12 protein-coding genes and 3 pseudogenes are annotated in these 14,915 nt (G+C 60.3%); 11 read left to right on the plus strand and 4 right to left on the minus strand.

Going from position 1 to position 14,915, the window contains the following annotated elements; all coding sequences use genetic code 11:
- From thiC to MESCI2_RS0125330, 6 genes are all read left to right on the plus strand, one after another.
- Positions 1-1,215: phosphomethylpyrimidine synthase ThiC (thiC, locus tag MESCI2_RS01000000135590; protein WP_032901362.1), on the plus strand; the 1,215-nt coding region annotated here is incomplete at its 5' end.
- Entirely contained in the window at positions 1,212-2,198 is a 987-nt protein-coding gene (thiO, locus tag MESCI2_RS0125310; protein WP_027038934.1) for a glycine oxidase ThiO, read from the plus strand. The genes thiC and thiO, both read left to right, overlap by 4 nt.
- A complete protein-coding gene (gene thiS, locus MESCI2_RS0125315) occupies positions 2,182-2,379 on the plus strand; it encodes a sulfur carrier protein ThiS (RefSeq protein ID WP_027038935.1) in 198 nt (65 codons plus the stop codon). The genes thiO and thiS overlap by 17 nt, the downstream gene beginning before the upstream one ends.
- A 1-nt stretch (position 2,380) precedes the next feature.
- Positions 2,381-3,154, plus strand: a complete 774-nt coding sequence (locus MESCI2_RS0125320) for a thiazole synthase (protein ID WP_027038936.1) — start codon at positions 2,381-2,383, stop codon at positions 3,152-3,154.
- Complete coding sequence (locus MESCI2_RS0125325) at positions 3,151-3,753, plus strand: thiamine phosphate synthase (protein ID WP_027038937.1); 603 nt, start codon at positions 3,151-3,153, stop codon at positions 3,751-3,753. The genes MESCI2_RS0125320 and MESCI2_RS0125325 overlap by 4 nt, the downstream gene beginning before the upstream one ends.
- 22 nt (positions 3,754-3,775) lie before the next feature.
- On the plus strand, positions 3,776-4,504 hold the full coding sequence (locus MESCI2_RS0125330; protein WP_245270473.1) for a hydroxymethylpyrimidine/phosphomethylpyrimidine kinase: 729 nt from the start codon (positions 3,776-3,778) through the stop codon (positions 4,502-4,504).
- 319 nt (positions 4,505-4,823) lie between these two features.
- Here MESCI2_RS0125330 and MESCI2_RS0125335 read toward each other — a convergent pair whose 3' ends face one another.
- A complete protein-coding gene (locus MESCI2_RS0125335) occupies positions 4,824-5,879 on the minus strand; it encodes a cytochrome-c peroxidase (protein ID WP_027038939.1) in 1,056 nt (351 codons plus the stop codon).
- Positions 5,880-6,286: 407 nt separating this feature from the next.
- The gene (gene glmS / locus MESCI2_RS0125340; RefSeq protein WP_027038940.1) at positions 6,287-8,107 is read right to left on the minus strand and encodes a glutamine--fructose-6-phosphate transaminase (isomerizing); all 1,821 of its coding nucleotides are present in this window, start codon (positions 8,105-8,107) and stop codon (positions 6,287-6,289) included.
- Positions 8,108-8,848: 741 nt separating this feature from the next.
- On the opposite strand from glmS, the gene MESCI2_RS0125350 reads away from it, so the two are divergent.
- The 5 genes and pseudogenes from MESCI2_RS0125350 to MESCI2_RS01000000135600 form a co-directional block, all read left to right on the plus strand.
- Complete coding sequence (locus MESCI2_RS0125350) at positions 8,849-9,535, plus strand: response regulator (RefSeq protein ID WP_027038942.1); 687 nt, start codon at positions 8,849-8,851, stop codon at positions 9,533-9,535.
- Positions 9,536-9,560: 25 nt separating this feature from the next.
- A complete protein-coding gene (locus MESCI2_RS0125355; protein WP_430981685.1) occupies positions 9,561-11,024 on the plus strand; it encodes a type II and III secretion system protein family protein in 1,464 nt (487 codons plus the stop codon).
- 10 nt (positions 11,025-11,034) lie between these two features.
- Positions 11,035-11,601, plus strand: coding sequence for a CpaD family pilus assembly lipoprotein (locus MESCI2_RS0125360; protein ID WP_027038944.1), 567 nt, complete (start codon positions 11,035-11,037; stop codon positions 11,599-11,601).
- A 139-nt stretch (positions 11,602-11,740) separates the two neighbouring features.
- A pseudogene (locus MESCI2_RS1000000139060) lies at positions 11,741-12,073 on the plus strand (dienelactone hydrolase-related enzyme); the annotation flags it as partial.
- Positions 12,074-12,371: 298 nt separating this feature from the next.
- Positions 12,372-13,294 (plus strand): annotated as a pseudogene (locus MESCI2_RS01000000135600) (IS3 family transposase); the annotation flags it as partial.
- Between the two features lie 17 nt (positions 13,295-13,311).
- On the opposite strand, the pseudogene MESCI2_RS01000000135605 reads toward MESCI2_RS01000000135600, so the two are convergent.
- Positions 13,312-13,494, minus strand: a pseudogene (locus MESCI2_RS01000000135605) (IS5/IS1182 family transposase); the annotation flags it as partial.
- A gap of 117 nt (positions 13,495-13,611) precedes the next feature.
- On the minus strand, positions 13,612-14,915 hold a 1,304-nt coding region (locus tag MESCI2_RS1000000138150; protein WP_245270474.1), incomplete at its 5' end, for a Ulp1 family isopeptidase.

The following is a 14,915-nucleotide window of genomic DNA, read 5'->3' on the forward strand; positions in this document are numbered from 1 at the left end:
AAGATCAACGCCAATATCGGCAACTCCGCGGTCACCTCCTCGATGGCCGAAGAGGTCGAAAAAATGGTCTGGGCGATCCGCTGGGGCGCCGACACCGTGATGGACCTGTCGACCGGTCGCAACATCCACAACATCCGCGAATGGATCGTGCGCAATTCGCCGGTGCCGATCGGAACCGTGCCGCTCTACCAGGCGCTTGAGAAGGTCGGAGGGATCGCCGAGGACCTGACCTGGGAAATCTACCGCGACACGTTGATCGAGCAGGCCGAACAGGGCGTCGACTATTTCACCATCCATGCCGGTGTGCGGCTGCACTACATCCCGCTGACGGTCGACCGGGTCACCGGCATCGTCTCGCGCGGTGGCTCGATCATGGCCAAATGGTGCCTGCACCATCACCGCGAAAGCTTCCTCTACGAGCATTTCGAGGAAATCTGCGACATCTGCCGCTCTTATGACGTGTCCTTCTCGCTCGGCGACGGCCTTCGTCCGGGCTCGATCGCCGATGCCAATGATGCGGCGCAATTCGCCGAACTGGAAACGCTCGGCGAGCTGACGAAGATCGCCTGGGCAAAGGATTGCCAGGTGATGATCGAGGGGCCCGGCCACGTTCCGATGCACAAGATCAAGGAGAACATGGACAAGCAGCTCACCGTCTGCGGCGAGGCACCGTTCTATACGCTGGGACCGCTGACGACCGACATCGCGCCGGGCTATGACCACATCACCTCAGGCATTGGTGCTGCCATGATCGGCTGGTTCGGCACCGCCATGCTCTGCTACGTCACGCCGAAGGAACATCTCGGCCTTCCCGATCGCAACGACGTCAAGACCGGCGTGATCACCTACAAGATAGCCGCCCATGCCGCCGACCTGGCGAAGGGGCATCCGGCGGCGAAGCTCAGGGACGATGCCCTGTCCCGCGCGCGTTTCGAGTTCCGCTGGGAAGACCAGTTCAACCTGTCGCTCGATCCCGAAACCGCGCGCTCCTTCCACGACCAGACCTTGCCCAAAGAGGCGCACAAGCTGGCGCATTTCTGCTCGATGTGCGGGCCGAAATTCTGCTCCATGCGCATCTCCCACGACATCCGCGCCGAGGCACAGAAAGAGGGGATGGCGGCCATGGCGGCGAAATATCGCGAGGGCGGCGATCTCTATGTGCCGGCGGACGAGACCGGCGCACCGCTCATGCCACAGGCGCATGAGCAACCATGAGGGTGCTGGTCCAAGGGGCCGGCGTCGCCGGCCTCACCGCAGCCTTCGAGCTCGCCACACGCGGGGCGGCGGTGACAGTTGCCGAGACAAGGCATGCCCTTGGCAGCAATGCGTCGTGGTTCGCGGGCGGCATGCTGGCACCATGGTGCGAGCGTGAAAGCGCTGAGCAGCCGGTGCTGGATCTCGGACGGGACGCCGCCGACTGGTGGGAGGCGGCAACACCCGGGCAGGTGACGCGGGCCGGAACGCTGGTCGTGACAGCGCCGCGCGATGCGGGCGAACTCGACCGGTTCGCCAGCCGCACGTCGGGTCATCGGTACCTCGACGAGGATGAAATCGCGTCGCTGGAACCCGACCTCGCCGGCCGTTTCCGCCGCGGGTTGCTCTTCCCGGACGAGGCCCATCTCGACCCGCGCCGGGCGATGGCGGCACTGCATGACCGACTGGCGGCGATGGGCGTCGAATTCCGCTTCGGCACTGACGCCCGGCACATTTCCGGTTTCGATCGCCGGATCGACTGCACGGGTGTGGCGACGGACGACGACCGGCTGCGTGGCGTTCGTGGCGAGATGCTGATCCTGCGCACGCCGGATGTCTCGCTGTCGCGACCGGTCCGGCTGCTTCATCCGCGCTTTCCGCTCTACGTGGTGCCGCGCACCGGCCGTCGTTTCATGGTTGGCGCGACGATGATCGAGAGCCAGTCCACTGGACCGGTCACGGCGCGTTCGATGATGGAGTTGCTCAGCGCCGCCTGCGCGCTCCATCCGGCATTCGGCGAGGCTGAGATCGTTGAAACTGGCGTCGGGGTTCGTCCGGCCTTTCCAGACAACCTGCCGCGTGTCGAGGCACGCGGAAGCACCGTCGCGATCAACGGCCTCTATCGCCATGGCTTTCTGCTCGCCCCAGCCATGGCGCGCCAGGCGGCCGAACTCGTCTTCAGTCAGGACAAACCCACGGAGCTTGCTAGTGAAACTGATCGTTAACGGCGAAGCGCTTGAGATTGACGCCACAACACTGGCGGCTCTGCTAGCTGCACTCGACCATGAAGGCGACTGGCTGGCGACCGCCGTCAACAGCGACCTCGTGCACCGGGCCAACCGGGCGGAGTTCCGGTTGAGCGACGGTGACCGGATCGAAATCCTCTCGCCCATGCAGGGAGGCTAGCATGTTCGAGCTTCTCGGGACGACGCTTCCATCTCGCCTGCTTCTCGGCACGGCTCAGTATCCTTCGCCGGCCATCCTTGCCGATGCGGTCAAGGCGTCGGGCACGTCGGTGGTGACCGTGTCCTTGCGACGTGAGATGGCCGGCGGCAGGGCTGACGAAAAATTCTGGTCGTTGATCCGCGCGCTCGGCACGAGAATCCTTCCCAACACCGCAGGCTGCCACTCCGTCAAGGAAGCGGTCACGACGGCGAACATGGCGCGCGAAGTGTTCGGCACGAACTGGATCAAGCTCGAAGTGATCGGCAACCAAGACACGCTGCAGCCGGATGTGTTCGGCCTGGTCGAAGCCGCTCGCATTCTGTGCGAGGACGGTTTTGATGTATTGCCCTATACCACCGACGACCTTGTTGTCGCCGAGCGGCTGCTGGATGCGGGCTGCAAGGTTTTGATGCCTTGGTGCGCACCGATCGGTTCCGCCCTCGGCCCGGTCAACATCATGGCACTGCGCTCGATGCGCGGACATTTCCCTGATGTCCCGCTGATTGTGGATGCAGGGCTCGGGCGACCGTCGCATGCGACGACTGTCATGGAACTCGGCTTTGACGCCGTGCTGCTGAATACGGCGGTCGCCAGAGCAGCCGATCCGGTCGGCATGGCGCGCGCATTCGGCAAAGCCGTCGAAGCCGGCCGTGAAGCTTTTTGTTCGGGAATGCTTGAACCGCGCGATGTCGCCGTGCCGTCGACGCCGACATTCGGCAGGGCAGCGTTTCGATGAAGCTCGACCCCCTCTATCTGATTGTCGATTCCAGCGTCTGGATCGAACGGCTGGCGCCCCTCGGCGTCAGGCTGGTGCAGCTGCGCATCAAGACCAAGGATGAGGCCAGGTTGCGCGCCGAAATCCGCAAGGCAAAGGCCTTCGCCGAGCAACAATGCCAGCTCATCGTCAACGACCATTGGCGCTTGGCAATCGACGAGGGCTGCGACTTCGTTCATCTCGGCCAGGAGGATCTACAAACCGCCGACCTCCTGGCGATACGGGCAGCCGGCGTTAGGCTCGGCCTCAGTACACATGATCATGCCGAACTGGAAATGGCCATGGCCGCCGAGCCCGACTATGTCGCGCTCGGCCCCATCTATCCGACCATCCTGAAGAAGATGAAATGGGCGCCGCAAGGGCTCGAACGGATCGGCGAGTGGAAGCGCCGGATAGCACCTGTCCCATTGGTCGCCATCGGCGGCCTCAACCCTGGCCGGCTCGAAGGGGCTTTCGAGGCTGGCGCCGACAGCGCAGCGGTGGTGACTGATATCACGCTGAACGACGACCCCGAAGCACGCACGCGGGAATGGATCGAAAAGACGGACCAATGGCGCTGAGGCAGAACCGCATGTGCTTGTCGTGGGTGGATCGGACTCCAGCGGCGGGGCTGGAATTGGCCGCGACATCGAGACGATCTCATCCATCGGGGTGCGCGCCTGCCTGGCTGTCACGGCGGTGACGGTGCAGACGCACGAGGCCGTCAGGGAGATCCATCATTCGTCACCAAGCCTGGTGGCCGCCCAGATGTGCGCGGCGTTGCAGGCCAATGAAGTCGCGGCCATCAAGATCGGCATGCTCGCGACGGCCGAGATCGTTGTTGCCGTTGCCGCTGTGCTGCGCGACTACCCGCAGGTGCCGGCAATACTCGACCCGGTGCTTGCCTCCAGCTCAGGTCAGCAGCTGCTGGAAGCGAGCGCGATCCACGTCATGACACGCGACCTCATGCCGGTTTGTCGTCTCGTCACCCCGAATCTCATTGAGCTGGCATTCCTTGCCGGCACAGACCCGGCAGCGGACGAAAACGACGCATTGCGCCAAGGACGAGAATTGCTGGCGACCGGTTTGCAGGCGCTGCTGATCAAGGGTGGCCATGCAATCGGGGCTCGGTCAGCGGATATCCTGCTACGCTTCGATCAAGAACCAGCGCGCTTCGATGCACCGCGCCTCGCCGGATCGGTGCGCGGGACGGGCTGCATGCTGGCCAGCGCGATTGCGGCGCATCTGGCGAAGGCGAGCCCACTCGAGGACAGCGTGCGCAAAGGCAAAGAGTTTGTTTTTGAGAAGCTACAAGAGAATGCAGTCACATGACAGCGACCGCTGCTGAGGTAGCAATATGCACTCTCCTGCTCTCACCGACATTGGCAGAGTTCAACCGCCACCGCAGACGGACAAAACATGGCGCAATACCTTTGCCGCAGAACCTTCTGCGGATCAGCGCGAGTGAAGCTTCCTGCAAATTCTCTGGCCTGACTGATGCCGATACACATGACGCTATAGCCAAAAGCACGCGATGGAAGCACTTTCTGCACCTGGGATCATGCCAGGTATTAGCCGGTTCATGGAGCTCGCGATCGCCTCGTTCCACAGATGGCGTGAGCAACGAGTTCCGATAGCGCTCTCCAGCCATTTATTTCCCAACGTTCCGCGATACAGGTCGAGGCGTGGTCGCCGTTTCGGGAGGTAAGGTGGGATATGCCAGTTCGGGTAGCTTACCAGTCAGCGAGTCAAGAAAGGCCACGATTGAGCCAACTTCTTCCTCCGTCAATTCTTCACCGAGTTGGGTTCTCCCCATAATCGCGACGGCCTGCTTGAGATCCCAAATCTTGCCTGAATGGAAATATGGCGCGGTGAGCGCGACATTGCGCAGCGGCGCAGCGCGGAAGACGTAGGAATCCTCGGCTTTATTGGTGACGAGGAATCGGCCCTTGTCGTTCTTCGGCAGAACGTCGGCGCTGGGCTTCTCGACAACACCGAATGGGTCATAGCCTCGCCCACCAAGGTTAACACCCGCGTGGCAGGACGAGCAGCCTTTGTCCATGAAAAGCGCCAGCCCCTGTTTCTGTTCGGAAGTCATGGCCGCATCATCGCCGGCGAGGAAGGCGTCGAACGGGGCCGGCGTGACCAGTGTCGCCTCAAAGGCTTCGATTGCCTTGGCTAGATTTTCGAAGGTGACGCTATCGGCTTCATCGGAGAAAGCTTCATTGAACCATTCGACATATTGCGGCATCGATTTGAGCGTGGCGATAACTTGAGCTGGCGTGTTGGCCATTTCGGCAGCGGCTTGGATTGGTCCCTTGGCCTGAGCCTTGAGGTCTTCGGCGCGACCGTCCCAGAACTGCGCGCTGTTGAAAACAGTGTTTAGAACTGTCGGCGCGTTGCGAGCTCCCTCCTGCCAACCGTGGCCAATCGAGGTTTCACGATTGTCGTCGCCCCCGGTTGCCAAGTTGTGGCACGAGTTGCACGACAATACCCCTGACGACGAGATGCGCGGATCGAAGAACAGTGCCTTGCCCAGGGCGATCTTGTCTGGCGTGATCGGGTTGTTGGAAACCGTCGGCGTGGCGGATGGCAAAGCCTCGAAGGTGGCCAGTGCCATCTCTCTGAGGTCGGCAAAACTTGATTGCGTAGCAGAAGGGATAGCTGCCAGCGAGGCGACAGCCATGGCTGCGAGTAGAATTTTCATAACGATCTCCCTGCATCGTGCACGCGAGCCATTCTGCACAGCGGGGTTCATCGCCGCCCTGCGCTAGATCAACTGCGGGAGACATCATCGGGGCTTTAGCGGCAGTGCCGCGACCGGCGTGCAAGTGGCGTCTGCCCTTCGTTTGAAGAGGGGAAGGATCGCTGCTCGGCAAGCCTGAAACCGTCGGCGCCGGAACGGTGCTTCGTTTTCTGCCCCCCTCACTAGCCGCGATCGCCTCACCAGCACCAAAGGGGGACGAGCCTGCTGAGGCTCTTTGGTTTGTATGTGTTCACGGGGAATGGGATGGATGAACGGGATCGTGCTTGCCGACCGGCGGGTTCAAAAACACCCCAGAAAGAGGTTTGGCGTTTCATGGACGAACGTCGCCAGCTATAAACGCTTTCCCCTCATTCGACGGTGACCGATTTCGCAAGGTTGCGCGGCTGGTCAACGTCGGTGCCCATGAGGATCGCCGTGTGATAGGCAAGAAGCTGTATGGGCAGCGAAAAGATCATCGGCGCAATAATCTCGTCGACAGCCGGCAGCACAATCGTATGCATGGTGTCGCGATTGGATGCGGCCGCCCCTTTCTCGTCGGTGATGAGGATAATCCGCCCTCCACGGGCGGCCACCTCCTCCATGTTGGAGAGGGTCTTGTAGAAAAAGCGGTCATGTGGCGCGATCACGATCACTGGCATGTTCTGGTCTATCAATGCGATCGGACCATGCTTCAATTCGCCCGCCGCGTAGCCCTCGGCGTGGATGTAGGAAATCTCCTTGAGCTTCAGCGCACCTTCCATTGCCAGCGGGAAGCTGGTGCCACGGCCGAGATACAACACATGATCACACTTTGACAGATCCCGCGCCAGCAACTCGATCTTGGATTGGATGCTGTTCAGTACATGGCCCATGATGCGCGGCATTTCGGCAAGGTTCCTGACGAGCGCTTGCCCCTCATCTTCAGACACGGTTCCGCGGGCCTTGGCAGCGCCAATGGCGAGTGAGGCGAGAACGGCAAGCTGGCAGGTGAAAGCCTTGGTCGACGCGACGCCGATCTCCGATCCGGCAAGGATTGGGAAAACGGCGTCGGCCTCTCGAGCGATGGTCGAGTCTCCGACATTGACCACGGCGCCAATCTTCAGCCCAAGCTCCTTGCAGTACCTAAGCGATGCCAGCGTATCGGCGGTTTCGCCAGACTGCGAAATGAAAAGAGCCGCTGATTGCGGGGACAACGGAATGTCGCGGTAGCGGAATTCGGACGCTACGTCGATTTCAACCGGCAGGCGCGCATAGCGCTCGAACCAGTATTTGCCAATCAGTCCAGCGAAATAGGCGGTGCCGCAGGCGGAGATTGCCAGGCTAGGTATCCTGGCAAAATCGAGGCCCGCGACCGTGTCGGCGCGATTGTCTGCGAAGTCGATGTAATGAGCGAGCGCATGGGCGATGACCTCGGGCTGCTCGTGAATTTCTTTCTCCATGAAGTGGCGATGGGAGCCCTTGGTGGCCAGAGAGGCCGAGGCTTTCGAGGTCTGTCGCGCACGCTCTACGGGACGGCCGTCGAAATCGAAGATCTGGGCGCCCGTTCTGCCGACAATGGCCCAGTCGCCGTCCATCAGATAGGTGATTTCGTTGGTGAAGGGAGCAAGCGCGATCGCGTCGGAGCCCAGGAACATCTCGCCGTTGCCGTGGCCGATCGCCAGCGGCGGCCCATTGCGCGCCGCCATGATGGTCGACGGATCATCTTCGAAGAGGATCGCAAGTGCGTAAGCACCCCTGACCCGCTTCAGCATGGTATGTACTGCCTCGCCCCGTCCCATGCCCTCCCGGCGGTGTCTTGCCAGCAGATGCGCTACGACCTCGGTGTCGGTCTCGGTCTGGAACTCGGCTCCCACCCCCAATTCGTTCTTCAACTCGGCGAAGTTTTCGATGATGCCATTGTGGACGACGGCCACACCGTCGGTGAAGTGCGGGTGCGCATTGCCTTCCGTCGGTGCCCCATGGGTTGCCCAGCGTGTGTGGGCGATGCCGATGGTGCCGCTCAGCGGCTCTTCCTTCAGCCTCGTCTCGAGGTTGATGAGCTTGCCCTCGCTACGCCGGCGATGCAACGCGCCGTCGGTGATCGTCGCAACACCGGCCGAATCATAGCCGCGATATTCCAGACGCTTCAGGGCGTCCACCAACCGCTCCGACACCGGCTGCCATCCAACGATGCCAACAATTCCGCACATGTTCCTCTCCGCATTTTCACGGCGACCTCAACCGACGCAATAATCACGAGGGACGGGCAAGCGCGCTTTCATCCAGGCCTGTTTTATTAGGGTTCTGTAAGATTGTAGAAATTGATTGTAGCAATACGTACTATCCAATTCGTGGATAGTCGGCGGCCGGCATCCAGCGACCTGTCCGCAAAGTCATGAGCGTGTCGTCGAAGCGGCAAGGCGCCCGCGGCGCTAGCAGCGTCTGTCAAACTACTCGCTCGCGCATCAGCGGCCTTAACGGGCCTGATCCAGCATTGTCCATGCCCCTGAAATCGGCGGCGGCACGCAGGCCGGCCAGCTCACTCTTGATATGGAATGCGGCTCATGCATCCATCGCGTGGATGCGCCGGTTCAGAACTATGGATTTCTCCGGTCAGCTTCTCGACGCTAACGCTTTCCCACACATCGAATCATGGGCGCTGGACGCGCTGATGGAGGCAGGGGGCTGCACGCAGGAGTATCGATGCGCGGAGAAATCGTAGGGGGAACTGGTGGCATTTTGGGTCGGCCGACCGGCGGATTGAGTCCGGCAACCGTCTTCACATGCTTCTATCCGCGAGCATTGCCGGCCCTTGCAGGCTCCGGCGATTACTTGGCTCAAACAACCGCCACGACCGCGGCCACGAGTTGTGTGACTCCTGCTGCTGTTCCGGCTTCGTAGCCGACGGCGACCTGCTCAATCGACAACTCTACTTTGCGTAAAGAGATCGAATGCGAACGCTGCTCGTTGATCACCAAGCGGATCTTGCACGCGCGCTGCGCGTTGCGCTCGCCGATGACGGTTTTGCCGTTGACCTAGCTTGTACTCTGGAAGAGGCATCGAGTGCGTTTCATTGTGCGAGCTACGAAATTCTTCTGCTGGAGTTGGTGCTGCCTGATGGCGATGGCTTGGACTGGCTGAGGCAGCTAAGAAGCCAGGGGCATTCAGTTCCTGTCGTGGTTATGAGTTGCCTCGACGATTCCGAGAAGCGAATTGCTTCTTTCAACGGCGGCGCGGACGATTTTCTGCTCAAGCCCGTCTCTCCTGTCGAGCTGATCGCCAGAATGAGAGCCATTCAGCGCCGGGCGATACAGATGACCGACCCCATTCATGTATTCGGCAACCTCAACTTCGACCCGATCAGTCGACAGGTTTCCGTTGCAGGTGATCCGCTGACCATAGCACGCCGCGAGCTATGTATTCTTGAGCATTTGCTTAGCCGTGCAGGCCGCATCGTGCCGCGTGAGCAGTTGGAAGGTCATCTTTATTCTTTCAATGATGAGGTATCGACCAATGCGCTTGAAGTTGGAATCTATCGCTTACGTGGACATCTGAGTAGGTCAGGTGCCACGCCACGGATAACGACCGTACGTGGCATTGGCTACATTCTTGAATTGCCTTCCGCGACATCCGGCTGATTGGTGACTGTGAAAGAAAACTGTCTTGGCAACAATTACAACTCGTCACCCTGAAATCAGTCAGCGGCCGAGGCTCATCGGCGGCTGGAGAGCTGCCGGTCGTCCTTGCTTGGGCCTTTTCCTATGCGGGCTCATGCTGCTATCTCCATTTTCTGTCGCGGCCCAAAACAACGGGGATGAAGCGGCGCCGCGTGCGGCTTCCGACAGCATCAATGCCACGCTGAACCTTTCGTCTTCGCTCGGCAAGACAGTTCATCTGCCCGCGCCAGCCGCCACCATCTTTGTTGCCGACCCGACGATCGCGGATTATCAGGCACCCTCAAACAAAACCATCTTCGTCTTTGGCAAGAAATCCGGGCGGACCACCTTATTCGCCTTGAACGACAACGGTGAGGCCCTCGCCGAATTGCAGATTGTTGTCTCGGAACCAATTGGGGATCTGCGGGCGATGTTGAGGGATCAGGTCGGCGATTATCCAATCCGCGTCAAATACACTCCACGCGGCGCCGTCCTTAGCGGCACAGCGCCCAACGCTGAAGCCGTGGAGACGGCGAAAAAGATCACCGAGCAATTTCTCGGTGACGGTGCGCAGGTCGTCAACAAAATCAAGGTCGCTGGGGCCTTGCAGGTGAACCTGAGTGTGCGCGTAGCGGAGGTCTCCCGTGGCGCAATGAAGGAGCTTGGGCTTAACCTGTCCGCCCTGGGTCAGATCGGCAATTTCAAACTCGGTTTGTTAAGCGGCGGCGGCAAAAGTGCCGGCTCTGGTGCGGCTAATGGTGGCGGCACAGCGGAAATCGGATACGACGATGGCATCATCAGTATCGGCGCGGTTCTCGACGCGCTCGCCAAGGAGCACATTGCCTCTATCTTGGCCGAGCCCAACCTCACGGCGATGTCCGGCGAAACCGCCAGCTTCCTCGCCGGCGGCGAATTTCCCATTCCTGTGCCGCAGGAAAATGGGCAAGTCTCAATTGAATTTCGTCACTTCGGCGTCAGCCTGGAATTCTTACCTACCGTTCTCGACAACAACCAGATCAACATTCGCGTAAAGCCCGAAGTCAGTGAACTGACGTCTCAAGGTGCCGTTCAAATCAACGGCATTTCCGTGCCGGCAATTGCCACTCGCCGTGCCGACACAGTCGTCGAGCTCGCCAGTGGGCAGAGTTTTGCAATCGGTGGGCTCATCAGACGTACCGCCAGCAATAACATCAGTGCTTTTCCCGGGCTGGGTCAGGTGCCGATCCTTGGCGCCCTGTTTCGTTCGTCCTCGTTTCAAAAGGAGGAATCAGAACTGGTTATTCTGGTCACGCCCTACATCGTAAGACCAGGGTCGAGCCCCGACCAGATGAGCGCGCCTACGGATCGGATGGCGTCGCCTTTGGATGATGGCAGGTCTGGATCGAATTTGCCAAGCCGGCCGCGAGGCCACGCTACCGCCCGCACCGGCGCGCCAGGCGCCAAGAACAGCGCCGGCTATATCATCGAATAGCTGTGATCAAATGACGTTGCGGATTAAAGTTCACCTGGTCGCTCTAGCGGCAAGCCTAAGTGGCTGCATAAGCCCGCCGATCCCTGTCGAGCCGCCGGCACCGATCCTTATCCGGCAGGAGACCGCCGTTATGACTTTAGAGAGCCTTCGCGCTTCCGAACGGCAGCGTTTGCGTACTTTTCTTGAGAGGGCCAGCCGCGGTCGGCGCGATGCGCTTCATCTGCTTATCAGCGGGTCATCCGGGCTGAGCGCAGAGGCAGTCCATCAGGCGAAGCAGATGGGGATCGACGGTTACAACATCCAGTTGACGGACCAACACGACGGCCGCACGGCGCGAATAGAGGCGACTGTCTATCTTGCCCGCCCCCCTGACTGTCCGCTGTTTTCCGGTATGTTACCCGACACCGAATTCCTCGACCAGACGTTTGGCTGTTCGACACGCCATAACCTCGCGGTAATGGTGAACGATCCGCGCGATTTGTTCGGCAACAAGGCTGTCAAACCAAGCGATGGTGATCGTGCGGCCACACCAGTCACCAAATACAGGGCATTCACCACAGACAAAAGTAGTGAATGAAATGATGCCGTTGGAGTGCACCATCGCCCCCACCGCCGGCCGACGCTCACGCACTCACCTGTTGGCCACTGGTTAATGAGACATATAGGTGTATTCGAGCGCGTAGGGGCGGTTTCCTGCAGGTTGGCGGCGAATCAGAGTGTATCATAGTTGGCTTGATTATTGGGACGAGCGGCGGGCGCGACGCGGTGAGGAAGGGAAGAACCAACGGCCCTTGCGGACAAAGCCGTGGCTGATCCAGACCCGAATGTGAGTGATCAGGGGTCTGAAAGGCAAGATGGGTGGCTCAAATTTCCATCCGGATTTCTACTGATATCGAGCAGAACAACGTCGTCTCGGCGAAAATCACAGAAAGCGGGTCGTTCGATCAGGCGATGGTGATTTTTCACCATGGGAATGCAAGCTCTCGGAATCGTCAGATTGCCAACTTTTCTCGCAGCGTGGCATCACGGTTGTCGAGATTGCTATGCCTACCTTGTGCCCCAGTATCTGAAGTCTCCTGGCGATCCATTGCGATCCAGCGCACGATCCCATCCCGACGATTGCAGGCGCTGCCCGGTCAAAGAACTTCATCAACGTATCGCGTCGGAAGCGAACTCGCTGGACGGACTTGCCGTCGCTATCCAAGCCGACGACGTGGAAGATGTTCTGGCCGATATCGACACCATAGACGGCCGCAGGGCGCGGCGCATTCCGTGGGGACATTGCAACCTCCTTTGTTGTGACTGCCCAGATGATGCTGCGGGACGACAGGGCGGACCATCCCATTAATGGTAGGGCCCGCCGCCAAGCGCGAAGCCGTCGCGCATCTGCAGGCCACGATGGGCCTGTCGGTAGCGGCGGCCTGTTCCTTCGTGGGCGCCGATCGCAAGATGATCCGGTATCGTTCTTGTCGCCCACCTGAGGCGGCACTGCGCGGCCGGCTACGCGACCTGGACAACGAGCGCCGGCGCTTCGGCTATCGGCGGCTGTTCATTCTGCTCAGGCGCGAAGGCGAGGCATCGGGTATCAACCGCATCTACCGGCTATATCGCGAAGAAGGACTGGCCGTGCGCAAGCGACGCTCCAGGCGCCGAGCGGCAGGAACGCGGGCACCGATCCTGGTTCAGGCGAAGCCGAACACGCGCGCTGGTCGCTGGATTTCGTCCATGACCAGTTCGGCAGGCCGGCGCTTCGGCGTCCTCAACATCGTCGACGACGTGACGCGCGAATGTTTGGCTGCGATCCCGGACATCTCGATCTCCGGCGCCGGGTGGCGCGTGAACTGACGGAACTGATCGCCCGGCGCGGGAAGCCGGGCATGATCGTCTCTGACCACGGCACCGAGTTCACCTCGAACGCGATCCGCGCCTGGTCGAAGGATCATCAGGTGGAATGGACTTCATCGCGCCGGGCAAGCCGATGCAGAACGGCTACTGCGAAAGCTTCAACGGGCGGATGCGGGACGAGTTGCTGAACGAAACCCTGTTCCTCGGCCTCGACCACCCGAACAACCATCGCCGAAATGGCAGACGACTACAACCGATCGCGCCCACATTCGGCGCTCGGATACCTCACGCCTGCGGCCTAAGCCGCCAATCTCACCGCAACGGACGATCGGCTGCGCAACCCCGACCAGCTCCGCCGATCGCCCGTGGCTCAACCCGCGCCATACGGCGTAAAACCCGCCGAGCCTTTAACTGCAGCCGGATGAAATTCAATGGCAGGTCACTGATGCAGCGTCTTCCACTTGCCATAGCGTTCAGGAAGGTTGTGCCAATGCGCCCCGGAGCACAGGACCCACAAGACCCCGTTCACAAACAGCCGATTGTCCCGACCGCTGCGGCCGGGATCACCAGCCTTGCCAGGCAACAGACTTTCGATACGCTGCCATTGCTCGCTGCTCAGTGTCATATCGCCGTGCCATCCATCGCTCTCCAGACCGAATCTGGAAGCCTATGAACACGCATCAACTCAAATTGAATCCTGAATGTCGATCGGTCCTGCTAGAGCTCTGATCACCGATCAAGCTCAGCCGGGATGGGTCCTCAGTCGGCTTCGCAAAGCCTGCCGATCGGGGCGGAGGTTGTCGAGATGAGCTATGTCCTCCCGTCCCTGTGCCAATCTTTCGACGAGGGCCCGCGTACCAGCTAACACAAACACACCGCAATCATAAGGGTTGGTTTGCTGGCCTATGCTGGCGTCTTGTAGGCTGGCGTTCAACCGTCCTGCCAATATTGCTGCGGGCTCACTGTTCAGTCCTCCGTAAGAGTCGTAGTGATAGGCGAGCGGCCTTTTCCGATCACGGCGATCAACAAGCAGCAGCGACCAATGGGTGCCGTGCCGATTGTGACCCGCAGCGCTGGCATTGTTTACTGGCAGGAATAGGAAGTCGGCTGTATCGCTACCATTCTGGCCACCAATGATGCGCCCGAATGTGAGTTCCGCGGCGCTGCTTTCGCCCTCGCGAAGCAGCTGGGAGACAAGGGGATCCACGAATCGCGTGCGAGCGGCGAGATAGGGATTATTCCTGAGCAGGTCGTGCCCAAGGAGCTCGTAATCCCTGTTTATATGGTCGTCGCTCAGCCACTCCGTGAGACCCAGCACCCGCCCACTACCGTCGTGCGGCGAAGTCGGATCCAAAGCGCCGATCTGAGCGCCGGAAGCTGAGGATGTGCGCGGATGATCGATTAATTGAGCATTCCTGGGCCGTTCAGGCCCCCATGTGACCGAGTAGAGCTCACCCTGAAAGCTGTCCTGCAAGCCCTCGCTATATCCGATATCCTCCAGCTCCTGAGGCGCGCCCGATGGCGCCATAAAGAGCGTCGGTCGCGCGGCGGGGCTGGACACCGGCGCCGACTGAGCATCATCACGCATCTCGCGGGGTTGATCCGGCTGAGCAGACGACCACAGCTCTCTCAGCAAATCCCAAGCTTCCTCGGACGGCGTTGCGGGAAGCTCTTGCAGCCCCAGCGCCTCGTTCGCATCGACGACTTGTAGATACTGAGCGAGTCTATCGAGACTCGCAGAGTTGTTTCCCTCGGCGGTAAATTGCTCATGATCCGCTTGCAACGACCGCTGCAGCTGATCACTGCCGCTGAGTCGACTCGTTATGCTCCCCTTCTCCTTCGTTTGGAGCCAATCACTAAATTTGCGTTGATGGCTGGCAACATTCTGGACAAGTTTCCTCTGTTCAGGAGTCGAGACGGGCCCAAGTTTGTGCAGTTCGTCTTTTAGTCGATCCTCGATGAGGCGGGTGTCATCGGGATAAGGATGAAGCGAGGCGTGCGATTTGGGCTCGGTGCGCAGGCCTTCGAGGTACTGCTGCAGCCGAG

The sequence above is a fragment of the Mesorhizobium ciceri WSM4083 genome (assembly GCF_000519305.1).
In the GTDB taxonomy this organism is placed as follows: Bacteria; Pseudomonadota; Alphaproteobacteria; order Rhizobiales; family Rhizobiaceae; genus Mesorhizobium; species Mesorhizobium ciceri_B.

What these genes read in the sequence shown, in the direction of transcription:
- thiO (WP_027038934.1), top strand. Translation starts at nt 1,212, where the DNA reads ATGAGGGTGCTGGTCCAAGGGGCCGGCGTCGCCGGCCTCACCGCAGCC.
- MESCI2_RS0125320 (WP_027038936.1), top strand. Translation starts at nt 2,381, where the DNA reads ATGTTCGAGCTTCTCGGGACGACGCTTCCATCTCGCCTGCTTCTCGGC.
- MESCI2_RS0125325 (WP_027038937.1), top strand. Translation starts at nt 3,151, where the DNA reads ATGAAGCTCGACCCCCTCTATCTGATTGTCGATTCCAGCGTCTGGATC.
- MESCI2_RS0125335 (WP_027038939.1), bottom strand. Translation starts at nt 5,879, where the DNA reads ATGAAAATTCTACTCGCAGCCATGGCTGTCGCCTCGCTGGCAGCTATC.
- glmS (WP_027038940.1), bottom strand. Translation starts at nt 8,107, where the DNA reads ATGTGCGGAATTGTTGGCATCGTTGGATGGCAGCCGGTGTCGGAGCGG.
- MESCI2_RS0125350 (WP_027038942.1), top strand. Translation starts at nt 8,849, where the DNA reads ATGCGAACGCTGCTCGTTGATCACCAAGCGGATCTTGCACGCGCGCTG.
- MESCI2_RS0125360 (WP_027038944.1), top strand. Translation starts at nt 11,035, where the DNA reads ATGACGTTGCGGATTAAAGTTCACCTGGTCGCTCTAGCGGCAAGCCTA.